The sequence below is a fragment of the Streptomyces sp. NBC_01244 genome (assembly GCF_035987325.1).
In the GTDB taxonomy this organism is placed as follows: Bacteria; Actinomycetota; Actinomycetes; order Streptomycetales; family Streptomycetaceae; genus Streptomyces.
In genome coordinates this window covers 1476550-1501531 of the sequence record NZ_CP108488.1, presented here as the reverse complement: position 1 = coordinate 1501531, position 24982 = coordinate 1476550, and the positions used below count along the sequence as shown (strand labels likewise).

The window sequence follows — 24982 nt, the reverse complement described above, 5'->3', positions numbered from 1 at the left end:
CCGGGCGCCAGGCCCGGACGCTAGAGCCGTACGAGGGTGACCTCGGTCGCCTTCACGCTGGTCCACACCGCGGCGCCGTCGACGATTCCCAGTTCGGCGGCGGCCTGCGGGGTGATCTCCGCGACCAGGTCGGGCGCCTGGTCCGAGCCGATCAGCACGCGCAGCCGGCTGCCGACCGAGGTGATCTCCCGTACGGTGCCGGGCCATACGTTACGAGGGCTGCCGCCCGGGCGGTCCCGGTGCACGGACACCGCCTCGGGGGCGATGATCGCGAGCGCCTGCGCCCCCTCGGGCAGCGCCTCGGCCACCACCAGGCGGCCCCCGGCGGCGAGTTCCAACCCGTCGGCCGAAGCCGTGCCGGGCCAGGCGTTGCGCCCCAGCATCCGCGCCACCCACGGGGAGCGCGGGTGCCGGGTCACCTCGGCGGGCGGGGCGTCCTGCAGGGTCCGCCCGTCGGAGAGCACGAGGACCCGGTCGGCCAGGGACACCGCCTCGACGGGATCGTGCGTGACGATGAGGCAGACCCCGCCGAAGCCCGCCAGGTGCGTGCGCAGGGTGTGCCGGACACGGGCGCGGGTGGTCTGGTCCAGGGCGGCCAGCGGCTCGTCGAGCAGCAGCAGCCGGGGCCGGGCGGCCAGCGCGCGGGCCAGCGCCACCCGCTGGGCCTGCCCGCCGGAGAGCTGGGCGGGCTTGCGGTGGGCGAGGTGCCCGACGCCGAGCCGGTCCAGCCAGGCCTGCGCCTCGGCCCGGGCCGCGGCCCGGGGCACCCGGCGGGCGCGCAGCCCGTACGAGGTGTTGGCGAGCGCGCTCAGGTGCGGGAACAGCGCGCCGTCCTGGGGGACCCAGGCGACCTGACGCCGGTGCGGGGGCAGGCCGGTCACATCGGCGTCGCCGAGCCGGAGCTCGGCATGGGCACGGGGGGTCAGGCCGAGCAGGGCGCGCAGCAGGGTGGTCTTGCCGGCGCCGTTCTCGCCGACGACGGCGATGGTGGTGCCGGGTTCGGCGTCGAGGGTGAGCTCGTTGAAACCGGTGACGGTGGCGTGCAGCGGCCAGTGCCCGCCGTCGGCCGCGGTCCCGGCCACCGGCTGAGCCGGCTCCGCGGGCGAGGGCGCCGGGGACGCGGGGGAGACCGGAGCCCCGGGCGGTACGGGGCCCACGGGATCGGGGCCGGTGGCCTCCTCGGCGACCACCGGCGCACCGCCGTCCTTGCGGGCGACGGGAGTTCCCGTCCACCTCCCGCGCAGGGCGATGAGTACGGCCATGGCGATCGCGAGCAGCAGCAGGGACACGGAGGTGGCGGCCTCGGGCGCGTCCTGGAGCAGCAGGTAGACCTGGAGCGGGAGGGTCTGGGTGGTCCCCGGGAGGTTGCCCGCGAAGGTGATGGTGGCACCGAACTCGCCGAGCGCCCGTGCCCAGGTCAGCGCCGCTCCGGCGACCAGGCCCGGGGCCACCATCGGCAGCGTCACGGTGAAGAACACGCGCAGCGGTGTGGAACCGAGGGACGCGGCGGTCTCCTCGTAGCTCGGCTTGAGCCCGGCGAGCGCGCCCTCCAGGCTGATCACGAGGAAGGGCATCGCGACGAAGGTGGCCGCGACGACCGCACCGGAGGTGTGGAAGGGCAGCGTGATGCCGAAGGTGCCCTCCAGCCAGGGTCCGAGCAGCCCGCGCCGGCCGAAACCGAGCAGCAGGGCCACACCGCCGACCGTCGGCGGCAGCACCATGGGGAGCAGGACCAGCGAGCGCACGAGCGCCTTGCCCTTGAACTCGACGCGGGCCAGCAGCCAGGCGAGAGGCACCCCGAGGAGGAGGGAGAAGCCGAGCGCCCACAGGGACACGACCAGCGAGAGCCGGAGCGCTTCGACCACACCGGGGCTGGTGAGGTGCGCGCCGAGATCGCTCCAGTGGGTGCGGGTGAGGATGCCGACGAGCGGCATCAGCAGGAACGCCACGGCGAGCAGCGCGGGGAGCACCAGAGCCACGGGAGGCCGGGCGCGGCGGGTACGGAGTCTGCTCATGTGGGTTCCTGGCCGGGGATGTCGGGACGCCACCGGGGATGTCGGGACGCCTGGGCGGCGTGTGAAGCGTAATGCGGCGGACGTCAAACGGAGAGGGACTGCCCGTCCCCCCGGACCGGGCAGTCCCTCTCCGTCACCGGACCCTTCAGGCGGTTACGCCTTCTGGAAGCCCGCGTCCTGGAGGATCTTCTGGGCCTCCGGGGTGCTCAGCCAGGCCACGAACGCGGCCGCGGCCTCGGCGTTCTTGGAACCCTTGAGCGAGGCGGCCGGGTACGAGGCCACGGCGTTCTCGGCGTCCGGGATCTCCACGACGGCGACCTTGTCACCGGACTTGAGGGTGTCGGTCTTGTAGACGAGACCGGCGTCGGCCTCGCCCAGCTCGACCTTGCTCAGCACGGCGCGGACGTTGGGCTCCTGGGAGACCGGCTTCACCTCGATCTTCTGGGCGTCGAGGATCTGCTTGCTGTAACGGCCCACCGGGACCTCGGGCGCGGCCAGCACGACCTTGAGCTTGGTGTCGGCGAGGTCCTTGAGACCGGCGACCTTGAACGGGTTCCCCTTGCCGGTCGCGATCACCAGACGGTTCTTGGCGATGACCGCCGGGTCGTTGGTCTCGGCCTTCAGGCCGTCCATCGTCTTGGTGTCGGCGGTGACCAGCGCGTCGGCCGGGGCGCCCTGCTTGACCTGCGCGGCGAGCTCCTGCGAACCGGCGAAGGAGAAGGTGACCTTGGTGCCCGGGTGCGCCTTCTCGTAGGCGGCGCCGGCGGCCTTGAAGACGTCGGTGAGGGAGGAGGCGGCGAGCACCGTCAGGTTCGCGGCCTTGGTCCCGGCGGACGCGGACGCGCTCGGGGAGGCGGCGGCCCCGTCCTTCTTGTCGTCGCTGCTGCCGCAGGCGGCGAGCGCCGGCGCGAGCAGGGCGGCGGAGAGGGCGAGGGCGGCGGTACGGCGGTTCAGGGGCAGGATCGGGGACATGCGCTGGTGCTCCTCGGTCGGGTCGGCGGCCGGCCTGGTGCCGGATCCGCGCGGTGGTGACCCGCGCCGGTGACGGGCGGAGCGGGTGGGGACGCGTCGTACTGAGTGGTGCCGAGCGGTACTGAACTGAGCGGTTCCGGGCGGGGTCAGGCGCGGTCGATGTGCACGCTGGTGGACTTCACGCGGGCGGTGGCCCGCATGCCGACCTCCAGCCCGAGCTCGTCGACGGCCTCCCGGGTGAGCAGGGAGACCAGGCGGTGCGGACCGGCCTGGATCTCGACCTGGGCGGCCACGTCGCCGAGCTTGACGGCGGTCACGATCCCGGGGAAGGCGTTGCGCGCCGAGGTGTAGGTCTCGCCGTCCTCGGCGTGGGCCCCTTGCGCCACCTCGACGGAGAAGGCGGCCAGGGCACGGCCGTCGATCAGCCGGCGACCGCTCTCGTCGCGGTGGGTCGCGACGCGGCCGGCGTCGGCCCAGCGGCGCGCGGTATCCGGGCTGACGCCCAGAAGGCGTGCCGCCTGACCGATGGTGTAGGACTGCATGTGCGACAAGGTAGGGGCACCTGTGCAGCATTTGCAATTCCATTGGGATGATATCCATGGCAGATACCACCGCACTTGTCGTAACCACCAAAAGCCATTCCCTTTCCACGGGCTCGGCCCTGCCCGGCTCGCCTCGCTAAAGTCGGGGCATGGCTGAAGAGGGAACCGCGGGTGCGGGTGCGGGGTCGGCGCGTGTCGACGTGTGGATCTGGTCGGTCCGGCTGACGAAGACGCGGGCGATCGCCGCCACGGCGTGCCGGGCGGGACACGTGCGCGTCAACGGGGAGCGCGCGAAGCCGGCCCAGGCGGTGCGGGCCGGGGGCGAGGTGCGCCTCTTCCACGCGGGACGCGAGCGCATCGTGGTGGTCCGGCGCCCCGTCTCCAAGCGCGTCGGCGCCCCGGCCGCCGCGGAATGCCTGACGGACAACAGCCCGCCGCCGCCGACGCCGGTGGAGGCGGCGGTGGTCGGCATCCGCGACCGCGGTGCGGGCCGCCCGACGAAGCGCGAACGCCGCGAGATCGAAACCCTGCGCGGCGGCCGCTAGGCCTTGTCGTCGACGAAGCCTCCGGCGGCATCCCGGAGGCTTCGCCCGGCCTCGCGGCTCCCGTGGCCTCCGTGACCCCCGTGGCCGTCGTCCACCGGGCCGGTGCATCACCCGTGTCGATTTGTCGACCTCACTCGGGTGTGGCTCCCGCCTGCCCGCGGCCGGTGCCCGTCTCCGTAGAGAAAATTTCTGCAAGCGATTGCGGCAGTTGTCCCCACAAAGGGTCCCTTCCGGCTGCCCGGACGCGCCCGGTGGCCAGATTTCTGGTTCACAAGGGGTTCACGCGCTGGTGACGGCTGGATAACCTCCCCGCAAAACCTTGCGGCAAGTTTTCAATGCCGCGGAGCCGCAGGGCTGTTGGGCCCTGCTTCGAGGAGCAGACCTTGAGATCACGTACCCGATCGCATCCCAGAGGGCGGTCTACGGCCCTGGCCCTGGCCGTCGCCGGATGTCTGGCGGCCGCGCTGCCGGCCGCCGGCGCCTCTCTCTCCGAAGCGGCCGCCGCCACCGGTGTCGCCCCCGCCGCGACGGCGCCGGCCGGCGACGGCACGGCGACGGTCTTCTACTACACCAAGACCCGCAACTGGGCTGCCTACAACCTGCATTGGGCCCCCGACGGCGGAAGCTGGACGACCGTCCCCGGCGCCGGGATGGAAACCGCCTGTACCGACTGGGTGAAGAAGACCGTCAGTCTCGGGTCGGCCGCCGGCCTCCAGGCCACCTTCAACAACGGCCAGGGGACCTGGGACAACAACGGGGGCAAGAACTACGCCCTGGGCACCGGGGTCATCACCGTCAAGGACGGGGCCGTGGCGCACAGCGACCCCTGCGCCGCGGACCCCGGCACCGGCACGGGAACCGGCGCGAGCGCCACCGTCTACTACGCGACGGCGACGGTCGGCTGGCCCACCGTCAACCTGCACTGGGCCCCGACCGGCGGCTCCTGGACCACGGTCCCCGGCACCGGCATGGACCCCGCCTGCACGGGCTGGGTGAAGAAGACGGTCCCGCTCGGTTCGGCCGCCGGACTCGCCGCCACCTTCAACAACGGCAACGGCACCTGGGACAACAACAACGGCAGGAACTACGCCCTCGGCACCGGCCTGTCCACGGTGAAGGACACCACGGTCACCGCGAACGCCGCCGACCCGTGCGCCGCCGTCGTCCCCGACACCACCGCGCCCACCGTGCCCGCGAACCTGCGGGCCGCCGCCACCGACGTGTCCACCGTCGTGACCTGGGACGCCGCCACCGACGACCGGGGAGTCACCGGCTACCAGGTCACCCGCTCGGGCGGCACCAAGGGCACGGTCGTCACTTCCGTCACCTCCACGGTCCTCACCGAATCCGGTCTGGAGGAGCGCACCGCCTACACCTACACGGTCAAGGCGGTGGACGCCGCCGGGAACCTCTCCGCCTCCGCCGCCGCGGCCGTCGCCACCACGGGCACCCGGCCCCCGTCCCCGGCCGGGTCGGCGCCGCTGGGCGGCGACCCGCGCAAGGACCCGATCTACTTCGTGCTCACCGCCCGCTTCAACGACGGCGACAGCGCCAACAACCGGGGCGGCAGCCAGCACGTGAAGTCCGGGAACGCCGCCAACAACGACCCCATGTTCCGCGGTGACTTCAAGGGTCTGGTCGAGAAGCTGGACTACGTCAAAGCCCTCGGCTTCTCCGCGATCTGGATCACCCCGGTCGTACTGAACCGCTCCGACTACGACTACCACGGGTATCACGGCTACGACTTCTACAAGGTGGACCCGCGCCTGGAATCGGCGGGCGCCTCCTACCAGGACCTCATCAACGCCGCCCACGCCAAGGGCGTCAAGATCTACCAGGACGTGGTCTACAACCACAGTTCCCGCTGGGGAGCCAAGGGTCTGTTCACCCCGACCGTCTACGGTGTGCGCGACGCGCAGTGGTCCTGGTACTACGACGAGAAGCAGAGCGGCTTCGAGTACGACGGCCTCACCGTCGACCCGAAGAGCGGGAAGTCGTACTACAACGGCGATTTGTGGTCGACGGCCGAGCCGGCCGGGAACACCTGTGTCAACTGGGGCACGGCCACGCAGAACAAGAGCGCCGAGGGCTACACGATCTACAACTGCCAGTGGCCGAACCCCACATCGGGCATGTTCCCCAAGGCGCTGTTCCATCAGTGCTGGATAGGCAACTGGGAGGGTGAGGACGCCCGTTCCTGCTGGATCCATGAGGACCTCGCCGACTTCAACACCGAGAACGCGGCCGTCCAGAACTACCTCATCGGCGCCTACGACAAGTACATCGACATGGGCGTCGACGGCTTCCGCGTCGACACCACCGTGCACATCCCCCGCGTCACCTGGAACCGGCGCTTCCTGCCCGCCATCCAGCAGCGCGTGGCCCAGCAGTTCGGCGCGCAGAAGGCCCAGGACTTCTACGTGTTCGGCGAGGTCGGCTCCTTCGTCAACGACAAGTGGAACCGCGGCTCGGCCAACCAGTCCGCCCAGTACTACACCTGGAAGGAATCCGCGGCGTACAGCGCGGACGACGCCACCGCCGCGGTCCAGCAGTACACGACCGACAACGACCCGGCCAAGCAGCCGACCAGCACCAACGCCTTCCTCAACGGCAACCTCTACCACGCCCCCGACCACAGCAAGTTCTCCGGCATGAACGTCATCGACATGCGCATGCACATGAACTTCGGGGACGCGAACAACGCCTTCCAGAACGGAAAGGACTCCGACGACAGCTACAACGACGCCACCTACAACGTCGTCTACGTGGACAGCCACGACTTCGGCCCCGGGAAATCCTCCACCCGTTACGCGGGCGGCACCGAGGCCTGGGCCGAGAACATGGCCCTGATGTGGACCTTCCGCGGCATCCCGACCCTGTACTACGGCTCCGAGACCGAGTTCCAGGCCGGCAAGCAGATCGACTGCGGCCCGACCTGTCCGCTGGCCGGCACCGGCCGCGCCTACTACGGGGACAAGATCGCGGGAACGGTCACCGCCTCCGGCTTCTCGAAGGTCGCCACCGCCACCGGGCCCGTCGCCGCCACCCTTGAGTCCCCGCTGGTCAAACACCTCCAGCGGCTGAACGAGATCCGCCGCGCCGTGCCCGCGCTCCAGATGGGCCAGTACTCCACCGAGGGGGTCTCGGGAGGCATGGCCTTCAAGCGCCGTTACACCGACACCGCCACGGGAGTGGACAGCTTCGCCCTGGTGGCCGTCACCGGGTCCGCCACGTACACGGGCGTGCCCAACGGCACGTACAAGGACGCGGTCACCGGCGACGTGAAGACCGTCACCGGCGGCACCCTGTCCGTCCCCGCCCCCGGAAAGGGCAACCTGCGGGTCTACGTGCTCGACCTGGGCGGCAGCAACGCCGCCCCCGGCAAGGTGGGAGCCGCCGGCCCTTACCTGAAGTGACCTCCCCTCCCCTCCCGCAAGGGAGGGGATTTCCACCACGGTCGCGCGGCGGCCGGCCTCAGGCCGGCTTGCGCCACACGGAGATGTGCTTCGCGGAGTCCTGGGTGAACGGCGCCCCGTCCCAGTCCGCGACGCGCCGTTCCCTCTCGAGTCCGGCGATCCGTGCCATCAGGTCGAGCTCTGCCGGCCAGGCGTAGCGGTGCCGGGAGCTGTCGCGGCGGTAGCGGCCGTCGTCGTCACCGCCACCGCCGTCGCGGGTGAAGTGGTGCGAGACGAGAATCTGCTCGACGAGGTCGAAGGTGTCGAAGCCGAGATGCCGCTCGGAGACGTCGAACGGCACCGCGACCTGGCCGGGCGGCAGGAACCGCAGCGGCGGCACGCCCAGCTCGATGACGAATCGGCCGCCGGGCTCCAGATGGCGTGCGGCGTTGCGGAAGCACTCGATCTGCTCGTCCTGCGTGAGCAGGTTCGTGATGGTGTTGTAGACGAGATAGACCAGGGTGAACCCGCCGGGAACGACGGTGGTGGCCATGTCCCCGATGACCACCGGGAGCGTGTCCTCGTCGATCTTGTGCCGCAGTACCGCCGCCATGTGCTCGGACAGTTCGATGCCCACGACCGGCACGCCGCGTTCCCGCAGCGGGACGCCCACGCGTCCGGTCCCGATGGCGAACTCCAGTGCCCGGCCGTTTCCGGCGAGCTCGGCGAGGAAGGCGAGCGTCGGTCCGAGAACGGCGGCCGAGGACATCTCGGTCTCCTCGGCGTCGTAGCGCTCGGCGGTCGTACGGGTCCACAGCTCACTGCTCGTCACGGGCGGCCACTTTGCCGGGTGGCGAGGGGCGCTGTCGACGCATTTAGCGACGGGTGGTGAAGCGAGCGAGTCACTCGACTCGTGCACATGTTCGAATGGCGCGTTATCCTGGACCCATGCACGCACTCCAGGGCTCGCTCTTCGACCAGAGCGACGAGATCCGGCTCGGCCCGCTCGCGGGCGCCCGGCGCACGGAGCTGGGCGCCGGCGCCTGGGTGGACCACTTGCCGGGCTGGCTCACGGGGGCCGACGCGCTGTTCGAACGGCTCGCGGCCGACGTCCCCTGGCATGCCGAGCGGCGGCAGATGTACGAGCGGGAGGTGGCGGTCCCGCGCCTGCTGGCCCACTACGGCGAGGCCGACCCGCTGCCGCACCCCGTCCTGGTCGAAGCCCGTACCACGCTGAGCCGCCACTACGCCCCTGAGCTGGGCGAACCCTTCGTCACGGCGGGCCTGTGCCTCTACCGCGACGGCCGCGACAGCGTCGCCTGGCACGGAGACCGCACCGGCCGCTCCGCCACCGAGGACACGATGGTCGCGATCCTCTCGGTGGGCGACCCCCGCGACCTGGCCCTGCGCCCCCGCGACGGCGGCCCCACCCTGCTCCGCCTCCCCCTGGGCCACGGCGACCTGGTGGTGATGGGCGGCTCCTGTCAGCGCACGATGGAACACGCCGTCCCCAAAACGGCCCGCCCGGTGGGCCCCCGGATCAGCGTCCAGTTCCGCCCGCGCGGGGTCCGCTGAGCCGACGGACCCGGATCCGGCAGGCCCTACGCCGCGTCGAGTTCCTTGGGCGGGCGGGCCGCCGAGGCTGCCGCATGGAGGGAGCGCAGGGCGAGGAGCAGGATGCCGATGTCGTCCAGGTAGACCGGGTCCGGAATCAGGTCCACCGGAGAGACCGTGTACGCCACGGCGGCCCAGAACAGGGCCTTGTCGCGCAGGGGGATGCCCGCGTCGCGCAGGAGCCGGCGGGCCGCGAAGACCCGTACGAGGAGCACGGCCGCGGTGACCGCCAGGCCGGCCGCCACCACCGCCGCCACGACGATCCAGACGGTCGTCGCGTCCATCAGGCGCCCTGTGTGCGGAGCCGGCGGCTGACCTCGCCGAGCCCGTCCGCGAGCGCGTCGAGCTGTTCGGGGGTGAGGACGTCCACCAGGACCTCCCGGACCGTGGTCACGTGTCCCGGCGCGGCCTCCGTCAGCCGGGCGCGGCCCGTCTCGGTGAGGACGGCGTATATCCCCCGGACGTCGGAGGGGCAGGTGCGGCGGCGGACGAGGCCCGCCTTCTCCATCTGGGTGACCTGGTAGGTCAGGCCGCTCTTGGAGTTGACGAGCCCGTTGGCGAGCTCCGTCATGCGCAGTTCGCCCTCGGGCGCCCTGGCGAGTCGTACGAGGATCTCGTACTGCGGGTGGGAGAGTCCGGCATCGTCCTTGAGCTGCTGATCGAGGCGGCGGTTGACCAGGGCGGAAGCGGCCAGGAATCCCTCCCAGGCCCGCATTTCGCGGTCGTCCAGCCATTTCGTCTCAGCCATGGATCCAGGCTACACGTGGCGTTCCAATTTGAATCAGCGGCGCATGCCGGGCTAGGGTCGGCGGGAGTGGTTCGAATTTGAACAACCGACCCTCGGGCCGCCCGACCGGAAGGACCCCCCATGAGCCGCCCCACGACCAGCCCCTCCGTCACCACGCCGAAGCCGCGGTCCGGTGAACCGGCCGCGCCCCGCACGCGCCTCTCGGGCGCCCCGGCCCTCTCCACCCCCGCCCATGACGCCGGCCTGCTGCTCCTGCGCGTGGTCCTGGGCCTGACCATGGCCGGCCACGGCACCCAGAAGCTCTTCGGCTGGTTCGGTGGCGGCGGCATCAGCGGCACCGGGCAGTTCTTCACCGCCAGCGGCTACCCGGCGGGTGACGCCATGGCCGTCCTCGCCGGCCTGACCGAGACCCTCGGCGGACTCGGCCTCGTCCTCGGCCTGCTCACCCCGCTGGCGGGCGCCGCTCTGGTCGGCACCATGATCAACGCGATCGCCGTGCACGGCGCCGGCTCCTTCTTCGCCCCGCAGGGCGTCGAGTACGAGCTCCTGCTCGCCGCCGGCGCCGCCGCCCTCGCGCTCACCGGCCCCGGCCGGTACGCCGCCGACCGCTACCTGCCCGTCCTGCGCGGCCACCGACTCGCCCACGGCGCCCTCGCGGTCGCCCTCGGCGTCGTGACCGCGGGCGTGCTGCTCCTCGTACGGAACTGAGCCGCACCGGGGGCGGCTACGCGGGGACCCGTACGGGCTGATTGAGTGCAGGCATTCGGGGGAAAGTGCCCTAAATGACACAACCCATCGAAGACTACGCACTCATCGGCGACCTGATGACCAGTGGGCTGGTCGGCCGCGACGGGTCCATCGACTGGCTGTGCCTGCCGCGCTTCGACTCGGCCGCCTGTTTCGCCGCCCTCCTCGGCGACGAGGAGAACGGCCACTGGCGCATCGCCCCGGCCGCCGCCCCCGATGCCGCGCGCTGCGCCCGCCGCGCCTACGTCGACGGCACGCTCGTCCTGGAATCCTTCTGGGAAACCGAGGACGGCGCCTCGTTCAAGGTCATCGACTTCATGCCGCAGCGCGACACCGCGCCCGACCTGATGCGGATCGTCGAAGGCCTCACCGGCGAATCGACCGTGAGCAGCACCCTGCGCCTGCGCTTCGACTACGGGCACGTCGTGCCCTGGGTTCGGCGCGGCGGCAACCGCGAGGGCGACCGCGTCGCCGTCGCCGGGCCCGACGCCGCATGGCTGCGCAGCGAACCTTCCGTGCACACGTGGGGCGAGGCCATGAGCACCCGCTCCGAGTTCACCGTCGCCGCCGGCGAGCGCGTCGCCTTCGTGCTCACCTGGCACCCCTCGCACGAACCGCGCCCCGAGCCCCTGGACCCGTACGCCGCCCTGGAGCAGAGCCTCGCCGACTGGCGGGAATGGACCGCGCAGTGCACGTACGAGGGCCCCTACCGGGAAGCGGTGGTCCGCTCCCTGATCACCCTCAAGGCCCTCACCTACGCCCCGACCGGCGGAATCGCCGCCGCCGCGACCACCTCCCTGCCGGAGGAGCTCGGCGGCGTCCGCAACTGGGACTACCGCTACTGCTGGCTGCGCGACTCCACCCTCACCCTCGGCTCGCTGGTGGCCACCGGGTACCTCGACGAGGCCCGCGCCTGGCGGGAGTGGCTGCTGCGGGCCATCGCGGGCGACCCGGCCGACCTGCAGATCATGTACGGGATCGGCGGCGAGCGGCGCATCCCGGAGAGCGAGCTGCCCTGGCTGAAGGGGTACGCGGGCTCAGCGCCCGTCCGCGTGGGCAACGCGGCCGTCGACCAGCTCCAGCTCGACGTCTACGGAGAGGTCCTCGACTCCCTCTACGTGGCCCGCTCCGCCGGACTCCCCGCCGAATGGCACTCCTGGAAGATCCAGCTCGCGCTCCTCGACTTCCTGGAGCAGAACTGGCACCGCCCCGACGAGGGACTGTGGGAAGTGCGCGGCCCGCGCCGCCACTTCACGCACTCCAAGGTCATGGCCTGGGTCGCCGCCGACCGGGCGGTGCGCACCCTCGAACTCAACCCCAAACTCCCCGGCGACGTGCACCGCTGGCGCGCCATGAGGGAGGCGGTGCACCGCGACGTCTGCGAGAACGCCTACGACGCGGAGCGGCGCACCTTCACCCAGTACTACGGCTCCCGCGAACTGGACGCCGCCACCCTCCTCATCCCGCGCATCGGCTTCCTGCCGCCCGACGACCCCCGCGTCATCGGCACGGTCGACGCGGTGCGCGAGGAACTGGGCCGCAGCGGCCTGGTCCGCCGCTACAGCACCGAGGGGCTTTCGGTGGACGGCCTGCCCGGCGACGAAGGAGCCTTCCTCGCCTGCTCGTTCTGGCTGACCGACGCCCTGCACTTGACCGGCCGGGAGAAGGAGGCGCGGGAGCTCTTCGAGCGGCTGCTGGCCGTACGCAACGACGTGGGACTCCTCGCCGAGGAGTACGACCCCGTCTCCGGGCGCCAACTCGGCAACTTCCCCCAGGCGTTCAGCCACGTCGGCCTGGTGAACACCGCACTCACCCTGGGAGGTGAGAGCCGGGCGGTCGTGGCGGGGTGAAGGGGTTCCGGTCAGTCCGGGCGCAGCGCCCGGGCCAGCCGGCCGCGCAACCGCGCGAACTCGGGGGAGGCGCGCAACCCCGCGACGTCCGTGGCCGGATCGCGGGAGAGCGGCACCGGGAGGTCCGCCACCACCCGGCCGGGCCCCGCTGCCATCACCAGGACACGGGATCCCAGCAGCACCGCCTCCTCCACGGAGTGCGTCACGAACAGCACCGTCGTGCCGAGCCGCCCGGCCAGGGAGCGGACCTCCTCCTGGAGGCGCTCCCGGGTCAGCGCGTCCAGAGCGGCGAACGGCTCGTCCATCAGCAGCAGTTCGGGCTCCGCCGCCAGGGCGCGGGCCAGTGCCACCCGCTGCTGCTGGCCGCCGGACAGCTCCCAGGTGCGGCGGCCGGCCATGCCGGGCAGACCCACCCGGTCCAGCAACTCGGCGATCCGGCCCGGCCGCTGGGACCGCGGCACGCCGTGGCGGGCCAGCGCGAAGCCGAGGTTCCCGCCGACGGTGCGCCACGGGAACAGCCTCGGCTGCTGGAACACCACCCCCGCCCCCCTCCCCGGGCGCGGGGCGGAGCCCCGTACCAAAGCGGTGCCCGAGGCCGGACGGGCGAAGCCGGCGATCACCCGCAGCAGGGTGGTCTTGCCGCAGCCGGAGGGGCCGACGAGGACGACGAACTCGCCCGCGCGGACCCGTAGGTCCACCGCCTCGAGCACCGTCACGGGCTGCTTCGCGGGCCCGTAGCGACCGACACCCCGGAGAGGTCCACGGCGAGATCGCCATCGGCGGCACTGGCACCGGCACCGGCACCGGCACTGGTATTGGTATCGGCATCCGCGGCGGCGGTGCCGAAGGGGGGTTCAGTTCGCGGCACGGCCGAGCTCCTCCACCGCGAGGGCCCGGCCGAAGGCGGCCTCGTCCGCAACGGCGTCCACCTTCTTCTGCTCCTTCAGGAAGACGGCCGCGTCGTGCAGGGTCGCCGCCAGCTTCCCGGGGGCGCCGGGCGTACCCCCGCAGGGTCGCGATCTGAACGTCTTCCGCGTGCACCGCCGCTGGGGCATGGTCAACATTCCCAAGGTGGGCCGGGTCCGGTTCCGGTGGGCCAAGGACCTGCCCGTCGGCAAGCAGGCCGACGGGGAGAATCGGATCACTGGGGCCCGGCTGATCAAGGACGCGCTGGGCTGGCACGTCGCCTTCCGCGTCCAGAGTCTGGAGGCCAAGCCCCCCGCCCGCTTGAGGCCGGACGTCGGAATCGATCTTGGCGTCACGATTCCCATTGCCCTCTCCGACGGCGGGATCTACGAGCACGGCACGGCGAGTGGCTGACCGGCGAGGAGCGGGCGAAGCTCTTGCGCCTAGAGCAGCGTGCCGCCCAGCGCAGGGCGCACCGCAAGCCTGGTGAAGGCACCAGCGGCCGGCTGCGCCACACCTACGGTCAGATCGCTGGACTCCGCGCGAAAGCCAAGCGCCGGGCCCTGGACTGGCAGCATCAGACGACCACCGCCATCGCCCGCGCGTACGGCACGGTCGTGGTCGAAGCACTCACCATCACGAACATGGTCAAGTCGGCCAGGGGAACCGTCGAGGAGCCGGGCAGGAACGTCGCCGAGAAATCCGGGCTGAGTCGCTCGATCAGCGGCGAGGCGTGGGGCCGGACGGTCGCCATGCTGGCGTACAAGACCGCCCGGCACGGAGGTGCGTTGCACAAGGTCCCCGCCCCCGGCACTTCCCAACGCTGCTCCGCTTGCGGCTTGACCACGCCTGGGAGCCGGGAGTCGCAGGCCGTGTTCGTCTGCAAGAACGCGGACTGCGGGTGGTCGGGGAACGCCGATCACAACGCGGCCCTGAACGTCTTGCATCTGTACTGGATGGGCCTCGCGCTCATCCCGGCTGCCGGGAGGGCAGTCGTCAGGCGCGCCAAGCGCGTCAAGCCCGCTACCGGAAGGTGAGTGGGAGTCTGCCGGCATCAGCCGGAAGAGCACTTCAAGTGACGACGCGATACGAGGACGGGACGGGGCCATGAGGTGCATCCCCCGTCGGGTGTCCGGGCCTATCGACAAGCGGAGTCCGGATCGTGGGCGAAATCGTCCCGAATTCCGGGCAAGAGTGGGATCGGGGCGGCTACCGACGGCGGTTGAAGGGCAGTCGGCCGAGGACCACGGCCATTCCGCACGTGTCGGTGAGGGCGGAGAAGACCAGCCCGCCCGCGATCCCGGCGCTGAGGAGCTGGAACGCGGGGTGCACCAACAGGCCGAGGAGCAGGCCGAGGAGGACGATCGCGCCGGCGGTCAGCCGGACCTGACGCTCCATGGCCCAGACCCGGCGGGGTCCCTCGGCCGGGTACTCGAGCGGGTGCCCGTGCGCCGACCAGGAGGCGGTGCCGCCGGTCAGGCTGGTGGCGGCGATGCCGTGCCCCGCCATGGTCCGGACCGCGTTCTGCGAGCGGGTGCCCGAGGCGCACACCACCAGCAGCGGCTGGTCCTCTGCCGCCTGGCGGAGCTCGGGGAGGGAACGGCCGATCCGGTCGAGGGGGATGTTCAGCGCGCCGGGGAGGTGCCCGGAGGCGTACTCGCCCGGGGTGCGGACATCGACGATCCGGAACTCGGCGTGACGGGCGTGGGCCTGGCTGACGTCGAGGAGGGCGGGGCTGCTGCTCATGGGGAACGGGCTCCTTCGAGAGGCGGGGACCGGCGGGTGGGGTGCGGACGCGGTCTGCGGATGCGGAACTGCGGATGCGCGACGGTGCGGGCGGATGCGGGGGGACCGCGGGCGCGCGCAGGGGTGACGGGGGCATCGGCGCGGGCGGGGCGGCGGGCGGGTCGGGGCAGGCAGGCGTCAGCGGGGACAACAGGAGCGCGACAGGAGGCGCTGGGTGACGGCCATGGCGCGGAGCATAGACGAAGAAGCCGAGCGGGCAAGGCACCCGTTCCACCATTCGGGACGGGGTACGGGACTCAGCGCGGGAGGCCGGTCCCCGCCCGGGCATCCTCCCGGCGCCGGCGCACGATCCGGAGCCGTCGGCCGTCGCGGACTCCCGATCCGGACCCGGAGGGGCAGCCGGCAGGTACCCGTCCAGCTCCACGACCAGCGCCTCCAGTCCCGGATCCTGGCGTGACAGCAGGATCACCCGGACCTGGTCGACCAGCCCGGCTGCACCCTCGACGGGATGCTCGCGGAGTACGCCCTGCTCGACGAGGCGTGGGCGGTCCGTGTCCCGGACCACCTGACCTGGGAGGAGGCCGCGACCCTGCCGTGCGCCGCGGTCACCGCCTGGAACGCGCTCACCAGCCGCCGTACGGGAGTTGACCGACGGTGGCGCCGACCTGGTGGTGGAGACGGGTGGCCCGGACACCATCGAGCAGTCGATGCGCGCCAGTTCGCTCTACGGGCGGATCGCCCTGCTGATCACCGCCAGTGCCGCGAAGTCCGGCATGGAGATCTCGCACGCCGCGTACGCGGCCGGCCTCGCGACGATCCGGCGCGTGTTCGTCGGCAGCCGGACGCGGTTCGAGTCGATGAACCGGGCGGTCACGACCCACGGGCTGCGCCCCGTGATCGACCGGGTGCTCCCCTTCGAGGAGGCCCACGAGGCCTACCGCGGCTACGCCGAGGACGCGCCCTTCGGCAAGGTGGTCATCCGCGTCGCTCCCTGACCCCGTGTCCGGCCGTACGGAAAGAGGTGCGGGGCCACGGGAGGAGAACCCGTGGCCCCGCACCTCACCTCTGCCGGTCGACCGCTACACGGAGGCGGCCGCAGTCGTGGCCGGAGCCGGGTTCTCCTCGTCCACCGGGATGCTGACCAGCCAGCGGGTGTCCTTGTGCGGGCGCAGGTACAGCGCCCAGTACAGGGTGGCGACGGCGGTGATCCCGCCGGTCCACAGCAGGTACTGGGTCTCCTGCTGGGTGAGGATGTACGCGAACACCAGGATCAGCACGACCGGAACGGCGGGCCACAGCGGCATCCGCCAGGCGGCCGTCTCGCCGTGCGCCCCCCGGCGGCCGGCCAGTGCGGCCACGGCGACCAGCAGGTACATGCCGGTCACCGAGACGCCGGTGACCCCGTAGAGGGTGTCCAGGTTGACGAAGCACATTGCCGCGCCGGGGATGCCGACGAGCAGGGTGGCCACCCAGGGGGAGCCGAACCGGCCGAGCCGCGAGAGTGCGGAGTTGACGGGCGCGGGCCAGGCCTTGTCGCGGGCGGAGGCGAAGAGCACCCGGGAGTTCTGGATGACCATGACGATGCCCGCGTTGACGATGGCGAGGGCCACGCACAGGCTGACGAAGGTGCCGACGGCCGAGTTGGACCAGGCGGTCACCATGGTGCCGAGGTCGCCGGAGGTCAGCGCCTCCAGGTTCGGGGCGCCCAGGGTGATGGCGATGACGGGGACCAGGATGACGGCGGCGGAGATGGCGAGGGTGGCCAGCACGGTCCGCGGGACGTTGCGGCGCGGGTTCTCCAGCTCCTCCGAGAGGTAGACGGCCGTCGAGAAGCCCTGGGTGACGAAGAGGGCGATGGCGAGCCCGGAGACCACCATCATCGCGGTGACGGTGGAGGTCCCACCGCCCTCCGCCGCCACGGTGCCGTGCACGAGGGCGCCCGCGCCCCGCTCGCTGTGGGCGAAGCCGAGTACGGCGACGAGCCCGGCCGCCACGACCTCCAGGACGAGGAAGATGCCGGTGATCCAGGCGTTGGCCCGCAGGTCGAGGAGGCCGGCGAGGGTGGCGAGCAGCATCACGGCGGCGCCGGCGGCCGGGGCCGGCAGGTCGATGACGGGGGCGAGGTAGTCGGCGGTGCCCATGGCGATCACGGGCGGCACGATCATCACGACCAGCAGGGACAGGACGAAGACCAGCCAGCCGGCGAGCCGGCCGGACAGGGTGGACACCATCGCGTACTCGCCGCCGGCGCTGGGGATGAGGGTGCCCAACTCCGAGTAGCAGAACGCGACCCCGATGCAGAGCAGGGAGCCGATGGCGATGGTGAGCGCGGTCCAGGTACCGAGGCTGGAGAAGAGGTCCGGGACCACGACGAAGAGGGTCGAGGCCGGCGTCACGCACGAGAGGGTGAGCAGGGTTCCGCCGACGACGCCGATGGAACGCTTGAGCTTCTGGGGCACGGGACCGGTGGCGGGGGAGAGGGCCTGAGGGGCGCTGATCGTGTCAGACATCGGTGCGGTGTTCCGATCGGCAGATGCGGTGAGTGAGCGCGGGAGCGGTATCGCCTCCGGGGCGGTGGTGGGCACGTCTGGTTCGGTGGCTCCCGGGCCGAATGGAATCTCCGCGAGATCCGCAGGTCAAGACCTGTTAACCTGCGGATTTCGTCGTCCGGCGGCGGGTCGGCCGCCCTGCGCGTCATTAACGCCGTGTCAACGCTGCGCGATCACCGTGTGCGATAACCGCATGTGACCGCGGGTAAATTTCCCTCCGCTTTGCCCACCCGCCGCCCTCCCGTGTCACGGGTGGGCGGGGATCCGCTCCAGAACGCCGCCCGCGAAGACGTCGTAGAGCGGGAGCGTCTCCAGATGGACGTAGCCGATGTGGCAGTCGCAGACCGCCAGGGGGCAGGCGCGCGGGCGCAGCGCGGCCCGGTAGGAGCCGTCGTAGAGGTTGCCCAGCTCCGCCTTGACGAAGTGGCAGCGGCGGACCGTGCCGGCGCCGTCCACCGAGATCACCGAGGCGCCCGTGCGGCACGGCAGGCCCGCCGAGCGGTGCGGGTGGCGGCTGAACGGGAAGAGCGGGTCCAGGGCGGTCCAGTCGGCCGCCTCCGCATCGGTGTACGCGTGCCCCTCGGCCGCGTTGACCCACAGGTACACCTCGGGCGGCAGCGCGGCGCGCAACCGGCGGGCCTCCGCGAGGTGTTCCGGCAGGCCGACGACGCCCACGCTGAACCGCACCCCGGCGGCGGCCAGTTCCCGGCACTTGCCCAGGAAACGGTCGTACGGGGTCTGCCCCGGGTGGTACGTGCACCACAGCGCGAGCGTGTCCCGGTCGGCCTCGGCGGTCCAGCCGGTACGGCCGCTCAGGTTGGTCTGGATCGCGACCCGGCGCACGTGCGGCAGGTGCGACAGCTCCACCAGGGCGCGCCGGTACCAGGAACGGACCAGGCCCTCGCCCCACGGGGTGAACAGGACGGACAGCCGGTCGCCGGTGTTCCCGGCGGCCCAGCCGGTGAACCGTTCCAGGGCGGCCCGGTCGGCGGTCAGCAAGCCCCGGCTGTCGCGCCGCTTGGCGAACGGGCAGTAGGGGCAGTCGTAGTCGCAGGAGGACAGCGGGCCCCGGTAGAGCACGGTCAGGTCCATCGGCGGCCACACGGCCTGACCTGCGGCCCCCGTCACTTGCGCGCGTACGCGGCCATCGAGGCCCGTACGTCCGCCGAGAACAGGGCCGGGCCCGCCGCGTCCGAGTGCGCCAGCCCCTCCGGGGTCAGCCGCAGCAGCTCCGCGTCGTCCACGAGCCAGCCGCGGTCGGCGAAGGCCGCCAGCTCCGCCGGGAAGTCCTCCCGGGGACCGCTCCCGAACCGCTCCCGGTACTCGCTCACCGGCATCCCGCGCGCCTGGAGCAGGGACTGCAGCAGGTGCCGGCGCCGGGCCTCCTCCGCGTCGATCCACCGGCCGTGTTCGGCCCGAGCGAAGTCCGCCTCCGGGCGGCGCACGTAGTCGTCGATGATGCCGCGGATCTCGCTCATGCCGACCGCGTAGTCGAAGGAGTAGTGCAGCTCGGACGTGTAGGAGCGGGCCCCGCAGCCGAGGCCGATCATGCCGTCGGTCTGGCAGGCGCCCGGTTCGATGTCCTGGTCGGCGCCCTCGGCGGGCGCGTCCGCCCGGCGGAACATCCGCATCGACACCTGCTCGTACCCGGCGGCCAGCAGGTGGTCCCGGCCGGCCCGGTACAGCCGCAGCCGCTGCTCGTCCCATCCGGCGGAGGAGGCATCGGCGGGCCTGCGCCCCAGGCCCGTCAGGGGGCGCACGTACAGCGGGTAGAGGTAGAGCTCCTCCGGGCGCCAGGCGAGGGCCGCGTCCAGCGAGTAGCGCCAGCTCTCCTCCGTCTGACCGTCTATGCCGTAGATCAAGTCGATGTTCAGGACCGGTATCGCCGCGTCCCGGATCCCCGACAGGGCCGCCTCCACCTCCGCCCGCTTCTGCGGACGCACGGCGGAACGCGCCTCGTCGGGCACGAAGCTCTGCACGCCCAGGCTCAGCCGGGTCGTGCCCCGGTCGGCCAGCACGGCGAGCCGGTCCGCCGTCGCCGTGGCCGGCGAGGCCTCCACCGACAGCGGCACCGCCCGCAGATCGGCGCCCGCGGCCTTCTCCGCGATGTCGCAGAGCCGTTCCAGCTCGGACGCCGTCAGGAAGGTCGGCGTCCCGCCGCCGAAGGCCGCCGCCGCGAACCGTACGGGCTCCGCGTCGCCCAGCGCCTCCCGGACCGCCCTCGCCTGCCGCTCCAGCGCGTCGAGATAGGCCGTGGTCAGCCCCTGCGGCGCGCCGATCCGGGTGAAGAGGTTGCAGAACCCGCAGCGCACCTCGCAGAAGGGGACGTGGAGGTAGAGCGAGAGGGCGTCCCTGGGCTGGTCCGCCCACAGCGCGCTCAGCTCCGGTCGCTCGGGCAGCGGCCGGTACGCCGTCTTGTGCGGGTAGGCGTAGACGTAACTCTCGTAGGGGGTGGCGCCGTCTATGGGGGACATGGAGGTCATCGGGGGCCGGGCTCCTCGTGGTTCAGGTGGAACTGTGCGTACGGGACCGTCCAGACCGCCTCGTGGGCGAGCCGGTGCCCCGTGTACCCGTCGTCCCCGTACGTGGTCCCGTGGTCGGAGCAGACGATCGCGAAGCAGCGGCGCCGCGACCGCATCGTGTCGAAGAGCCTCCCGATGTGCCGGTCGACGTACTCCAGCGCGGCCGCGTGCGTCTCCCACGAGTCCCCGTCCGCCGCGGTCGTCCCGGGGGAGTGGAACCAGTTCGGCTGGTGCATCGCCGACACGTTCAGGAAGAGGAACAGCCGCCGCTCGTACGGCAGTCCGGCCACGACCCGCTCGGCGCGGGACACCTGGGCCTCGAAGGAGATCGGCGACGCCACCCCGAACTCCGGTTCCCAGTGCGACTCCTGGAACATCCCGGGCAGTACGGAGCCCAGCGCGGAAGCCGTGTTGAAGAAGCCGACGCCCCCCACGCACACGGTCCGATAGCCCGCCCCGGCCAGCCCCGACACCAGGTCCGGGGTGTCGAACACCCAGGTGCGCCCGCCGGTGGTCTCACTGCCGGGGAACCGGGCGGCGAACAGCCGCGGATGCGGGCCCGGCCCGTCGGGGGTGGGCAGGAAGCCCGCGAACATGGCCTGGTGGGAGGCGTAGGTGAAACTCCCCGGCGCGTGGCGCCGCTCCCACACCCCGCCGGGCAGGTGCGCGGCGAGGTTCGGGATCCGTCCCTCCGCGGCCAGCCGCGCGGCCACGTCGTGGCGCAGCGTGTCGAGGGTGACGAGCAGCAGGTCGTCGCAGCCGACGACCTCGTTCATGTCAGGGGCGGACGGGGGCGTGTGCATGCTGTTCCTGTCGTACGGCGGCCACTTGGGCCGCATAAGTGTCCTGGCCTTCGGCGGGCGAGCCGGGCAGCCCCGTCAGCCGGGGCAGCAGGTCCCCGAAGGCGTTGACCTCGCCCACGGCGAAGCTCCGCCAGCCGAGGGCGGGCAGCAGATCGACCCCGACGCACAGCGTGCGCGGGAAGGCGGCCGCGGCCCGCTCGCCGACGGCGAGCGCGTCCCTCTCCCAACTGCCGCCCGCCGCCGTCACGGCGGCCACGGCCGCGTCGAGATCGCCGCGGGCACCGCCGAGGTGCAGGTTCGTGAGCGGACCGGCGGCCGTGCGGACCACGGCGTGGGTGGCCCGGCCCGCTATGACGACCACCCGCAGATCGGCGGAGCGCCCCTGCTGGGAAGCCTTCGGCAGCCACCGCTCGATGTGCAGGCCGTCGGGGGCCAGGGCGTCGACGATGGCGCCGATCTCCCGCTCGTCCTCGTACCGGCGCAGGCGCAGCGAGTTGTGCAGCGCCCCCGAAGGGGCCCGGTCCACGGAGGTGGTCGCGCGGATCCGGCCGCCCGCGCCGGTCTCCACGGCGAGCACCCCGGAAGCCGAGGAACCGTGCGCGAGCTTCACGAACGCCCGGCGGTAGCCGGGGAGGGCGAGCACCGCCCGGACCTCCTCCCAGCCGCGCACCGGGCCGCGGACGGCGTCCGGGCCCGAGGTCGGGGAGGCCGGCAGGGGGACCCCGGCGGCCGCCAGCACCCCGTGGCAGAGCCGCTTGTCGAACAGCACCCCGAGGTCATCGGGGTCGCTCGTCAGCGTGCCGCCGGCCGACCGCACCGCCTGCGCCACCGCGTGCACCGCCCCGGTGAAGCGGCGGTACCAGCGCCCGGTGCCCTCGACCCGGGTGGCGTCGGCGGCCCCGCGCAGCAACCGTTCCACCTCGGGATCCTCGCCGGGGGAATCGATCCGTACGCACTCGCCCGCCCGGAAGACGGCCCGGCCGGTCAGCACTTCCCGCCACGGAACCACCCGTGCCGCGGGCAGCCCGGCGGCGCGCAGGGCTTCCTGGAAGAGGGCGATCCGGCGGTTGCCCGGATTGCCGACGACGGCGAAGGCCGCGGGAGCGGTACGCGTCACTCCGCGACCGCGACGTAGCGGTACTCGGCCTCGTCATCGACGTCCGCGGTCTGCGGGTCGCCCAGATCCACCTCCACGCCGTGGGGGGCGAGCGCCGCGCTCAGCCGCTCCCGAAGCGGTTCGCCGACGTAGTGGTGGTGCAGGTCGAGCTTGGTGAGGTGGGTGAGGGGGCGCCCCGCCAGCAGAGCCTCGACGCCCTCGTCGGTCAGGACGCCCATGGAGAGGTCCAGCACCTCCAGCCGCTCCACGACGGGAGCGGTGGCGAGCGCCGCCGCGACGGCGTCCTGGATCTCGCTGTTGCGCAGCGCGAGCCGGCGCAGGGCGGGCAGCCGCTCGCCGCTCAGGAACGGCTCCAGGTCGCCCACTTCGGCATCCCCGCCGTATCCGGGGGTGCCCAGCCACAGGTCGAGCTCGGTGAGAGCGGGGAACCCGCTCCGCGCGACCCCGGCCACCACCTCCTTCGGGAGCCCGCCGGCCTCCAGGCGCAGCACGCGCAGCGCCCCGTGCTCCACGGGCGGGAAGACCAGCCCCTCGCCGCCGCGCACCGCGAACTCCTCCAGCGCGGGATACGCCGGCAGCAGCGGGCCCACGTCCGATTGCTGGATCCAGGAGATCTCGCACTCCTCGAAGGTGATGTCGCCGACGAACAGCGCCCGCAGGGCGGGGAACTCCGGAGCGGCTTCGACCAGCGCCTCGACGATCACGGCGCTGGACGTCTCGTACGCCTCGGCCCAGCCGCCCACGATCAGGGCCCGTACCAGCCGGGTGTCCACGGATGCGGTGAACCGGGCGAAGGCCTGCGGCCATTCCTCCTCGGCCCCGTAGGTATCCACCGAGATCCGCCAGGCCACGGCCCCGGCCTCCGGCAGCTCGCGCGTGTCCTTCGCCCCCGGGAAGCCGAAGGCCGGCAGGCCGCCCAGCTCGCTCAGGTGATCCCCGATGGTCATGTGCGCTGCTCCTGACGGTGTGGTGGGAGGTGGCCCGGCCGTACGTATCGTCCGACAGCAGTTCTACCAAGCCCCACCGACAGCGCCCGCCGGCTCAGGGCCACCCGGCTGCCCGCATCCGGGGCATCCGGGTCTGCCACATCCGCAGGGTGTCGCACGTCCCGGGGCAGCCGCAGGCGCCCTCGGCGAGGAGCTCGGCGCGCAGTGCCGCCGAGGCGCCGGGGTGGTGGACGGCGTGGCCGCGCACGAAGAAGCCGCCCACGAAGTAGGTGGGCGGCCCGCCCCGCAGGCTCGCGGCCTCCACCCGCTCCTGAACGACCATGGAACGGAGCACCGCGTCGTCCGCCGCCGGGTTCAGCAGGACGCACCACCGCAGGTTGAGTTCCTCGTCGCGGGACAGCCGGAGCAGGGCGTCGGGCGGAGTCGCGAAGTTCATGGCCGTGTAAAGCCGCACGGGGGTGATCTCGTCCGAGGCGAGCTCGCGCAGCCGGTCCGCCGGGGTGCGCCGGTCGCGGGCTTCCTTGACTCGGGCGTAGCCGAGCATCCGCTCCGCCGGGGTGCGGAGTTTCCAAGGGGTCATGCCCCCGATCCTGCCACGGGCCGAGGGGCCCGTACGGGGGAGGGGCGCCCGGTGCTTGAACCGTGCCCTCTGCCGGAGGGCGCCCGGTGCTTGAACCGTGGCCTCCGCTGAAGGGCGCCCTCTGCTGAAGGGCGCCCGCCCCGGCTTCCGTCAGCGCTTGCGGTAGCCGCGCGCGTCCTCGGCGGCGGCCAGGACGGCATCGAGGTCTCCGCCGATCGCCGAGGTCAGCGTGATGGCCACGGCGCCCTCCAGGAACGGCGCGTCCACGATCCGCGCGCCTTCGGGCAGTTGCGAGGGCTCCTCGCCGAGCAGGGCGTTCACCGTCAGCACCGCACTGCCCATGTCGCACAGCACGGCCACGCCCCGGCCCTCGTCCACCGACCGGGCGGCGGCCGTGATCAGCTCCGCGCTGGTGCCGATCCCGCCGTCGGGGGTGCCGCCCGCCACCGCCAGCGGAGCCGGCTCCACCGAGCCGATCAGCGCGCCCGCCAGCGCGGCCACGGACTCCGCGACCGCCTTGCTGTGCGAGACGAGCACGATGCCGACGCGGCCGGTACGGGTCTTCGGTGCCTGCCGCTCCACCGGCTCCGCGGCCACGGCTGGCTCCTCGGGGGCGAGTTCCGCCTCGGGCGCGTCCACCGCGGTGCGCAGCGCCTCCATGAGCAGGGCCACGGAGTTGGCACCGGCGTCCTGGTGGCCCACGCTGCGCTCGCCGAGGTAACTGGCCCGGCCCTTGCGGGCTTCGAGCGGCTCGGTGGCGTCGGCGCCCGCGCGGGCCGCCCGTACGGCCTCGTCCAGGGCCTCGCGCAGCGGCCGGTCCGCCCCGGCGGCTTCGGCCAGCGCCGTCACCGCGGGAGCCAGGGCGTCCACCAGGGTGGCGTCGCCGAGCTCGGCGCCGCCCAGCTTCTGCACCGACTTCAGCCCGGCGCCGAGCGCGGCCCCCAGCTCCGCCACGGTCGGCGCCCCGGTGTCGCCGAGCACCTTGCCCGTGCGGCGCAGCGCGGTGCCGAACAGCGGGCCGGAGGCGCCGCCCACGGTGTTCGTCAAGGTGGTGCCGGCCAGCGTCAGCAGCGCCCCCGGGGTGGCGGGCCGCTGCTCGGCCACGGCCGCGCCGACGGCGCCGAAGCCCCGTACGAGATTGGCCCCGTGGTCCCCGTCTCCGATGACCGCGTCCAGCTCGGTGAGGCGCGCGCTGTCCCGCCGTACGAGCCGGTTGGTCTCGGAGATCCAGCGGCGGAAGTAGGCGGTGTCCATGGCGGTGTCCATGGGGGTGTCCAGCGCGGCGGCCGGGGTCGTGGAGGGCGTGGAGGTGGTCGGGCTGGCGGGCGTGGCGGTCATGGAGAAGAGCTCCTGGAAAGTGTCGGGAGGGGAAGAGCGGGCGGGG

Annotated in this window: 22 protein-coding genes and 2 pseudogenes; 7 read left to right on the top strand and 17 right to left on the bottom strand. The window is 72.6% G+C overall.

The genetic code is table 11. From position 1 onward, the window contains the following. Window positions 1-20: 20 nt before the first annotated feature. From OG247_RS06415 to OG247_RS06405, 3 genes are all read right to left on the bottom strand, one after another. Window positions 21-2015: an ABC transporter permease gene (locus OG247_RS06415; RefSeq protein WP_327251303.1), complete on the bottom strand. Its 1995-nt coding sequence runs from the start codon at window positions 2013-2015 to the stop codon at window positions 21-23. A gap of 153 nt (window positions 2016-2168) precedes the next feature. After that, window positions 2169-2987 carry a molybdate ABC transporter substrate-binding protein gene (modA, locus tag OG247_RS06410; RefSeq protein ID WP_327251302.1) on the bottom strand — a complete coding sequence of 273 codons (819 nt, stop codon included), beginning with the start codon at window positions 2985-2987 and terminating at the stop codon, window positions 2169-2171. A gap of 146 nt (window positions 2988-3133) precedes the next feature. Then, window positions 3134-3529 carry a TOBE domain-containing protein gene (locus tag OG247_RS06405; RefSeq protein ID WP_327251301.1) on the bottom strand — a complete coding sequence of 132 codons (396 nt, stop codon included), beginning with the start codon at window positions 3527-3529 and terminating at the stop codon, window positions 3134-3136. Window positions 3530-3678: 149 nt separating this feature from the next. Here OG247_RS06405 and OG247_RS06400 point away from each other — a divergent pair, with 149 nt between their 5' ends. Together OG247_RS06400 and OG247_RS06395 are read left to right on the top strand one after the other, a co-directional pair. Further along, window positions 3679-4074, top strand: coding sequence for an RNA-binding S4 domain-containing protein (locus OG247_RS06400; protein WP_327251300.1), 396 nt, complete (start codon window positions 3679-3681; stop codon window positions 4072-4074). Window positions 4075-4409: 335 nt separating this feature from the next. Next, on the top strand, window positions 4410-7490 hold the full coding sequence (locus OG247_RS06395) for a carbohydrate binding domain-containing protein (protein WP_327251299.1): 3081 nt from the start codon (window positions 4410-4412) through the stop codon (window positions 7488-7490). A 58-nt stretch (window positions 7491-7548) separates the two neighbouring features. On the opposite strand, the gene OG247_RS06390 is transcribed toward OG247_RS06395, so the two are convergent. Beyond that, on the bottom strand, window positions 7549-8301 hold the full coding sequence (locus OG247_RS06390; protein WP_327251298.1) for a class I SAM-dependent DNA methyltransferase: 753 nt from the start codon (window positions 8299-8301) through the stop codon (window positions 7549-7551). 116 nt (window positions 8302-8417) lie between these two features. Here OG247_RS06390 and OG247_RS06385 point away from each other — a divergent pair, with 116 nt between their 5' ends. Next, the gene (locus OG247_RS06385; RefSeq protein WP_327251297.1) at window positions 8418-9044 is read left to right on the top strand and encodes an alpha-ketoglutarate-dependent dioxygenase AlkB; all 627 of its coding nucleotides are present in this window, start codon (window positions 8418-8420) and stop codon (window positions 9042-9044) included. A 26-nt stretch (window positions 9045-9070) separates the two neighbouring features. Here the strand turns inward: OG247_RS06385 and OG247_RS06380 are convergent, their stop codons facing one another. Continuing rightward, window positions 9071-9367 (bottom strand): YkvA family protein, encoded by a 297-nt coding sequence (locus OG247_RS06380; protein ID WP_327251296.1) that lies wholly within the window; start codon window positions 9365-9367, stop codon window positions 9071-9073. Beyond that, the gene (locus OG247_RS06375; protein WP_327251295.1) at window positions 9367-9831 is read right to left on the bottom strand and encodes a MarR family winged helix-turn-helix transcriptional regulator; all 465 of its coding nucleotides are present in this window, start codon (window positions 9829-9831) and stop codon (window positions 9367-9369) included. Before OG247_RS06375 ends, OG247_RS06380 begins: the two co-directional genes overlap by 1 nt. A 120-nt stretch (window positions 9832-9951) precedes the next feature. Between OG247_RS06375 and OG247_RS06370 the strand changes: the two genes are divergently transcribed. Both OG247_RS06370 and OG247_RS06365 read left to right on the top strand, forming a co-directional pair. Then, window positions 9952-10539 carry a DoxX family protein gene (locus OG247_RS06370; RefSeq protein WP_327251294.1) on the top strand — a complete coding sequence of 196 codons (588 nt, stop codon included), beginning with the start codon at window positions 9952-9954 and terminating at the stop codon, window positions 10537-10539. 74 nt (window positions 10540-10613) lie between these two features. Continuing rightward, the gene (locus tag OG247_RS06365; RefSeq protein ID WP_327251293.1) at window positions 10614-12428 is read left to right on the top strand and encodes a glycoside hydrolase family 15 protein; all 1815 of its coding nucleotides are present in this window, start codon (window positions 10614-10616) and stop codon (window positions 12426-12428) included. A gap of 11 nt (window positions 12429-12439) precedes the next feature. Here the strand turns inward: OG247_RS06365 and OG247_RS06360 are convergent. Together OG247_RS06360 and OG247_RS06355 are read right to left on the bottom strand one after the other, a co-directional pair. Beyond that, window positions 12440-13168 (bottom strand): annotated as a pseudogene (locus tag OG247_RS06360) (ABC transporter ATP-binding protein); the annotation flags it as partial. Between the two features lie 114 nt (window positions 13169-13282). Then, window positions 13283-13483 (bottom strand): hypothetical protein, encoded by a 201-nt coding sequence (locus OG247_RS06355; protein WP_327251291.1) that lies wholly within the window; start codon window positions 13481-13483, stop codon window positions 13283-13285. Between OG247_RS06355 and OG247_RS06350 the strand changes: the two are divergent. Beyond that, window positions 13449-14371, top strand: a pseudogene (locus OG247_RS06350) (RNA-guided endonuclease InsQ/TnpB family protein). The gene OG247_RS06355 and the pseudogene OG247_RS06350 overlap by 35 nt on opposite strands. 172 nt (window positions 14372-14543) lie before the next feature. Here OG247_RS06350 and OG247_RS06345 read toward each other — a convergent pair. Continuing rightward, window positions 14544-15080, bottom strand: a complete 537-nt coding sequence (locus tag OG247_RS06345) for a rhodanese-like domain-containing protein (RefSeq protein WP_327251290.1) — start codon at window positions 15078-15080, stop codon at window positions 14544-14546. Between the two features lie 644 nt (window positions 15081-15724). Here OG247_RS06345 and OG247_RS06340 point away from each other — a divergent pair. Next, window positions 15725-16075 carry a zinc-binding dehydrogenase gene (locus tag OG247_RS06340; protein WP_327251289.1) on the top strand — a complete coding sequence of 117 codons (351 nt, stop codon included), beginning with the start codon at window positions 15725-15727 and terminating at the stop codon, window positions 16073-16075. 84 nt (window positions 16076-16159) lie between these two features. Here the strand turns inward: OG247_RS06340 and OG247_RS06335 are convergent, their stop codons facing one another. From OG247_RS06335 to dhaL, 8 genes are all read right to left on the bottom strand, one after another. Beyond that, window positions 16160-17590, bottom strand: a complete 1431-nt coding sequence (locus OG247_RS06335; protein WP_327251288.1) for an APC family permease — start codon at window positions 17588-17590, stop codon at window positions 16160-16162. Window positions 17591-17875: 285 nt separating this feature from the next. Then, complete coding sequence (locus OG247_RS06330) at window positions 17876-18721, bottom strand: STM4011 family radical SAM protein (RefSeq protein ID WP_327257358.1); 846 nt, start codon at window positions 18719-18721, stop codon at window positions 17876-17878. A 32-nt stretch (window positions 18722-18753) separates the two neighbouring features. Further along, complete coding sequence (locus OG247_RS06325; protein ID WP_327251287.1) at window positions 18754-20112, bottom strand: STM4012 family radical SAM protein; 1359 nt, start codon at window positions 20110-20112, stop codon at window positions 18754-18756. After that, window positions 20109-20927: an STM4013/SEN3800 family hydrolase gene (locus OG247_RS06320; RefSeq protein ID WP_327257357.1), complete on the bottom strand. Its 819-nt coding sequence runs from the start codon at window positions 20925-20927 to the stop codon at window positions 20109-20111. The genes OG247_RS06325 and OG247_RS06320 overlap by 4 nt, the downstream gene beginning before the upstream one ends. A gap of 1 nt (window position 20928) precedes the next feature. After that, window positions 20929-22071: an STM4014 family protein gene (locus tag OG247_RS06315; protein WP_327251286.1), complete on the bottom strand. Its 1143-nt coding sequence runs from the start codon at window positions 22069-22071 to the stop codon at window positions 20929-20931. Further along, the gene (locus OG247_RS06310) at window positions 22068-23018 is read right to left on the bottom strand and encodes an STM4015 family protein (protein ID WP_327251285.1); all 951 of its coding nucleotides are present in this window, start codon (window positions 23016-23018) and stop codon (window positions 22068-22070) included. The genes OG247_RS06315 and OG247_RS06310 overlap by 4 nt, the downstream gene beginning before the upstream one ends. 94 nt (window positions 23019-23112) lie before the next feature. Further along, window positions 23113-23598, bottom strand: a complete 486-nt coding sequence (locus OG247_RS06305; RefSeq protein ID WP_327251284.1) for a hypothetical protein — start codon at window positions 23596-23598, stop codon at window positions 23113-23115. Window positions 23599-23748: 150 nt separating this feature from the next. Further along, the gene (gene dhaL / locus OG247_RS44770) at window positions 23749-24936 is read right to left on the bottom strand and encodes a dihydroxyacetone kinase subunit DhaL (protein ID WP_442813229.1); all 1188 of its coding nucleotides are present in this window, start codon (window positions 24934-24936) and stop codon (window positions 23749-23751) included. Window positions 24937-24982 lie beyond the last annotated feature (46 nt).

Coding starts and splice junctions, on each gene's coding strand:
- OG247_RS06310 (WP_327251285.1), bottom strand. CDS start 23,018: ATGACCATCGGGGATCACCTGAGCGAGCTGGGCGGCCTGCCGGCCTTC.
- OG247_RS06305 (WP_327251284.1), bottom strand. CDS start 23,598: ATGACCCCTTGGAAACTCCGCACCCCGGCGGAGCGGATGCTCGGCTAC.
- modA (WP_327251302.1), bottom strand. CDS start 2,987: ATGTCCCCGATCCTGCCCCTGAACCGCCGTACCGCCGCCCTCGCCCTC.
- OG247_RS06370 (WP_327251294.1), top strand. CDS start 9,952: ATGAGCCGCCCCACGACCAGCCCCTCCGTCACCACGCCGAAGCCGCGG.
- OG247_RS06330 (WP_327257358.1), bottom strand. CDS start 18,721: ATGGACCTGACCGTGCTCTACCGGGGCCCGCTGTCCTCCTGCGACTAC.
- OG247_RS06380 (WP_327251296.1), bottom strand. CDS start 9,367: ATGGACGCGACGACCGTCTGGATCGTCGTGGCGGCGGTGGTGGCGGCC.
- OG247_RS06320 (WP_327257357.1), bottom strand. CDS start 20,927: ATGAACGAGGTCGTCGGCTGCGACGACCTGCTGCTCGTCACCCTCGAC.
- dhaL (WP_442813229.1), bottom strand. CDS start 24,936: ATGACCGCCACGCCCGCCAGCCCGACCACCTCCACGCCCTCCACGACC.
- OG247_RS06405 (WP_327251301.1), bottom strand. CDS start 3,529: ATGCAGTCCTACACCATCGGTCAGGCGGCACGCCTTCTGGGCGTCAGC.
- OG247_RS06415 (WP_327251303.1), bottom strand. CDS start 2,015: ATGAGCAGACTCCGTACCCGCCGCGCCCGGCCTCCCGTGGCTCTGGTG.
- OG247_RS06375 (WP_327251295.1), bottom strand. CDS start 9,831: ATGGCTGAGACGAAATGGCTGGACGACCGCGAAATGCGGGCCTGGGAG.
- OG247_RS06335 (WP_327251288.1), bottom strand. CDS start 17,590: ATGTCTGACACGATCAGCGCCCCTCAGGCCCTCTCCCCCGCCACCGGT.
- OG247_RS06325 (WP_327251287.1), bottom strand. CDS start 20,112: ATGACCTCCATGTCCCCCATAGACGGCGCCACCCCCTACGAGAGTTAC.
- OG247_RS06395 (WP_327251299.1), top strand. CDS start 4,410: ATGCCGCGGAGCCGCAGGGCTGTTGGGCCCTGCTTCGAGGAGCAGACC.
- OG247_RS06385 (WP_327251297.1), top strand. CDS start 8,418: ATGCACGCACTCCAGGGCTCGCTCTTCGACCAGAGCGACGAGATCCGG.
- OG247_RS06355 (WP_327251291.1), bottom strand. CDS start 13,483: ATGCCCCAGCGGCGGTGCACGCGGAAGACGTTCAGATCGCGACCCTGC.
- OG247_RS06400 (WP_327251300.1), top strand. CDS start 3,679: ATGGCTGAAGAGGGAACCGCGGGTGCGGGTGCGGGGTCGGCGCGTGTC.
- OG247_RS06365 (WP_327251293.1), top strand. CDS start 10,614: ATGACACAACCCATCGAAGACTACGCACTCATCGGCGACCTGATGACC.
- OG247_RS06345 (WP_327251290.1), bottom strand. CDS start 15,080: ATGAGCAGCAGCCCCGCCCTCCTCGACGTCAGCCAGGCCCACGCCCGT.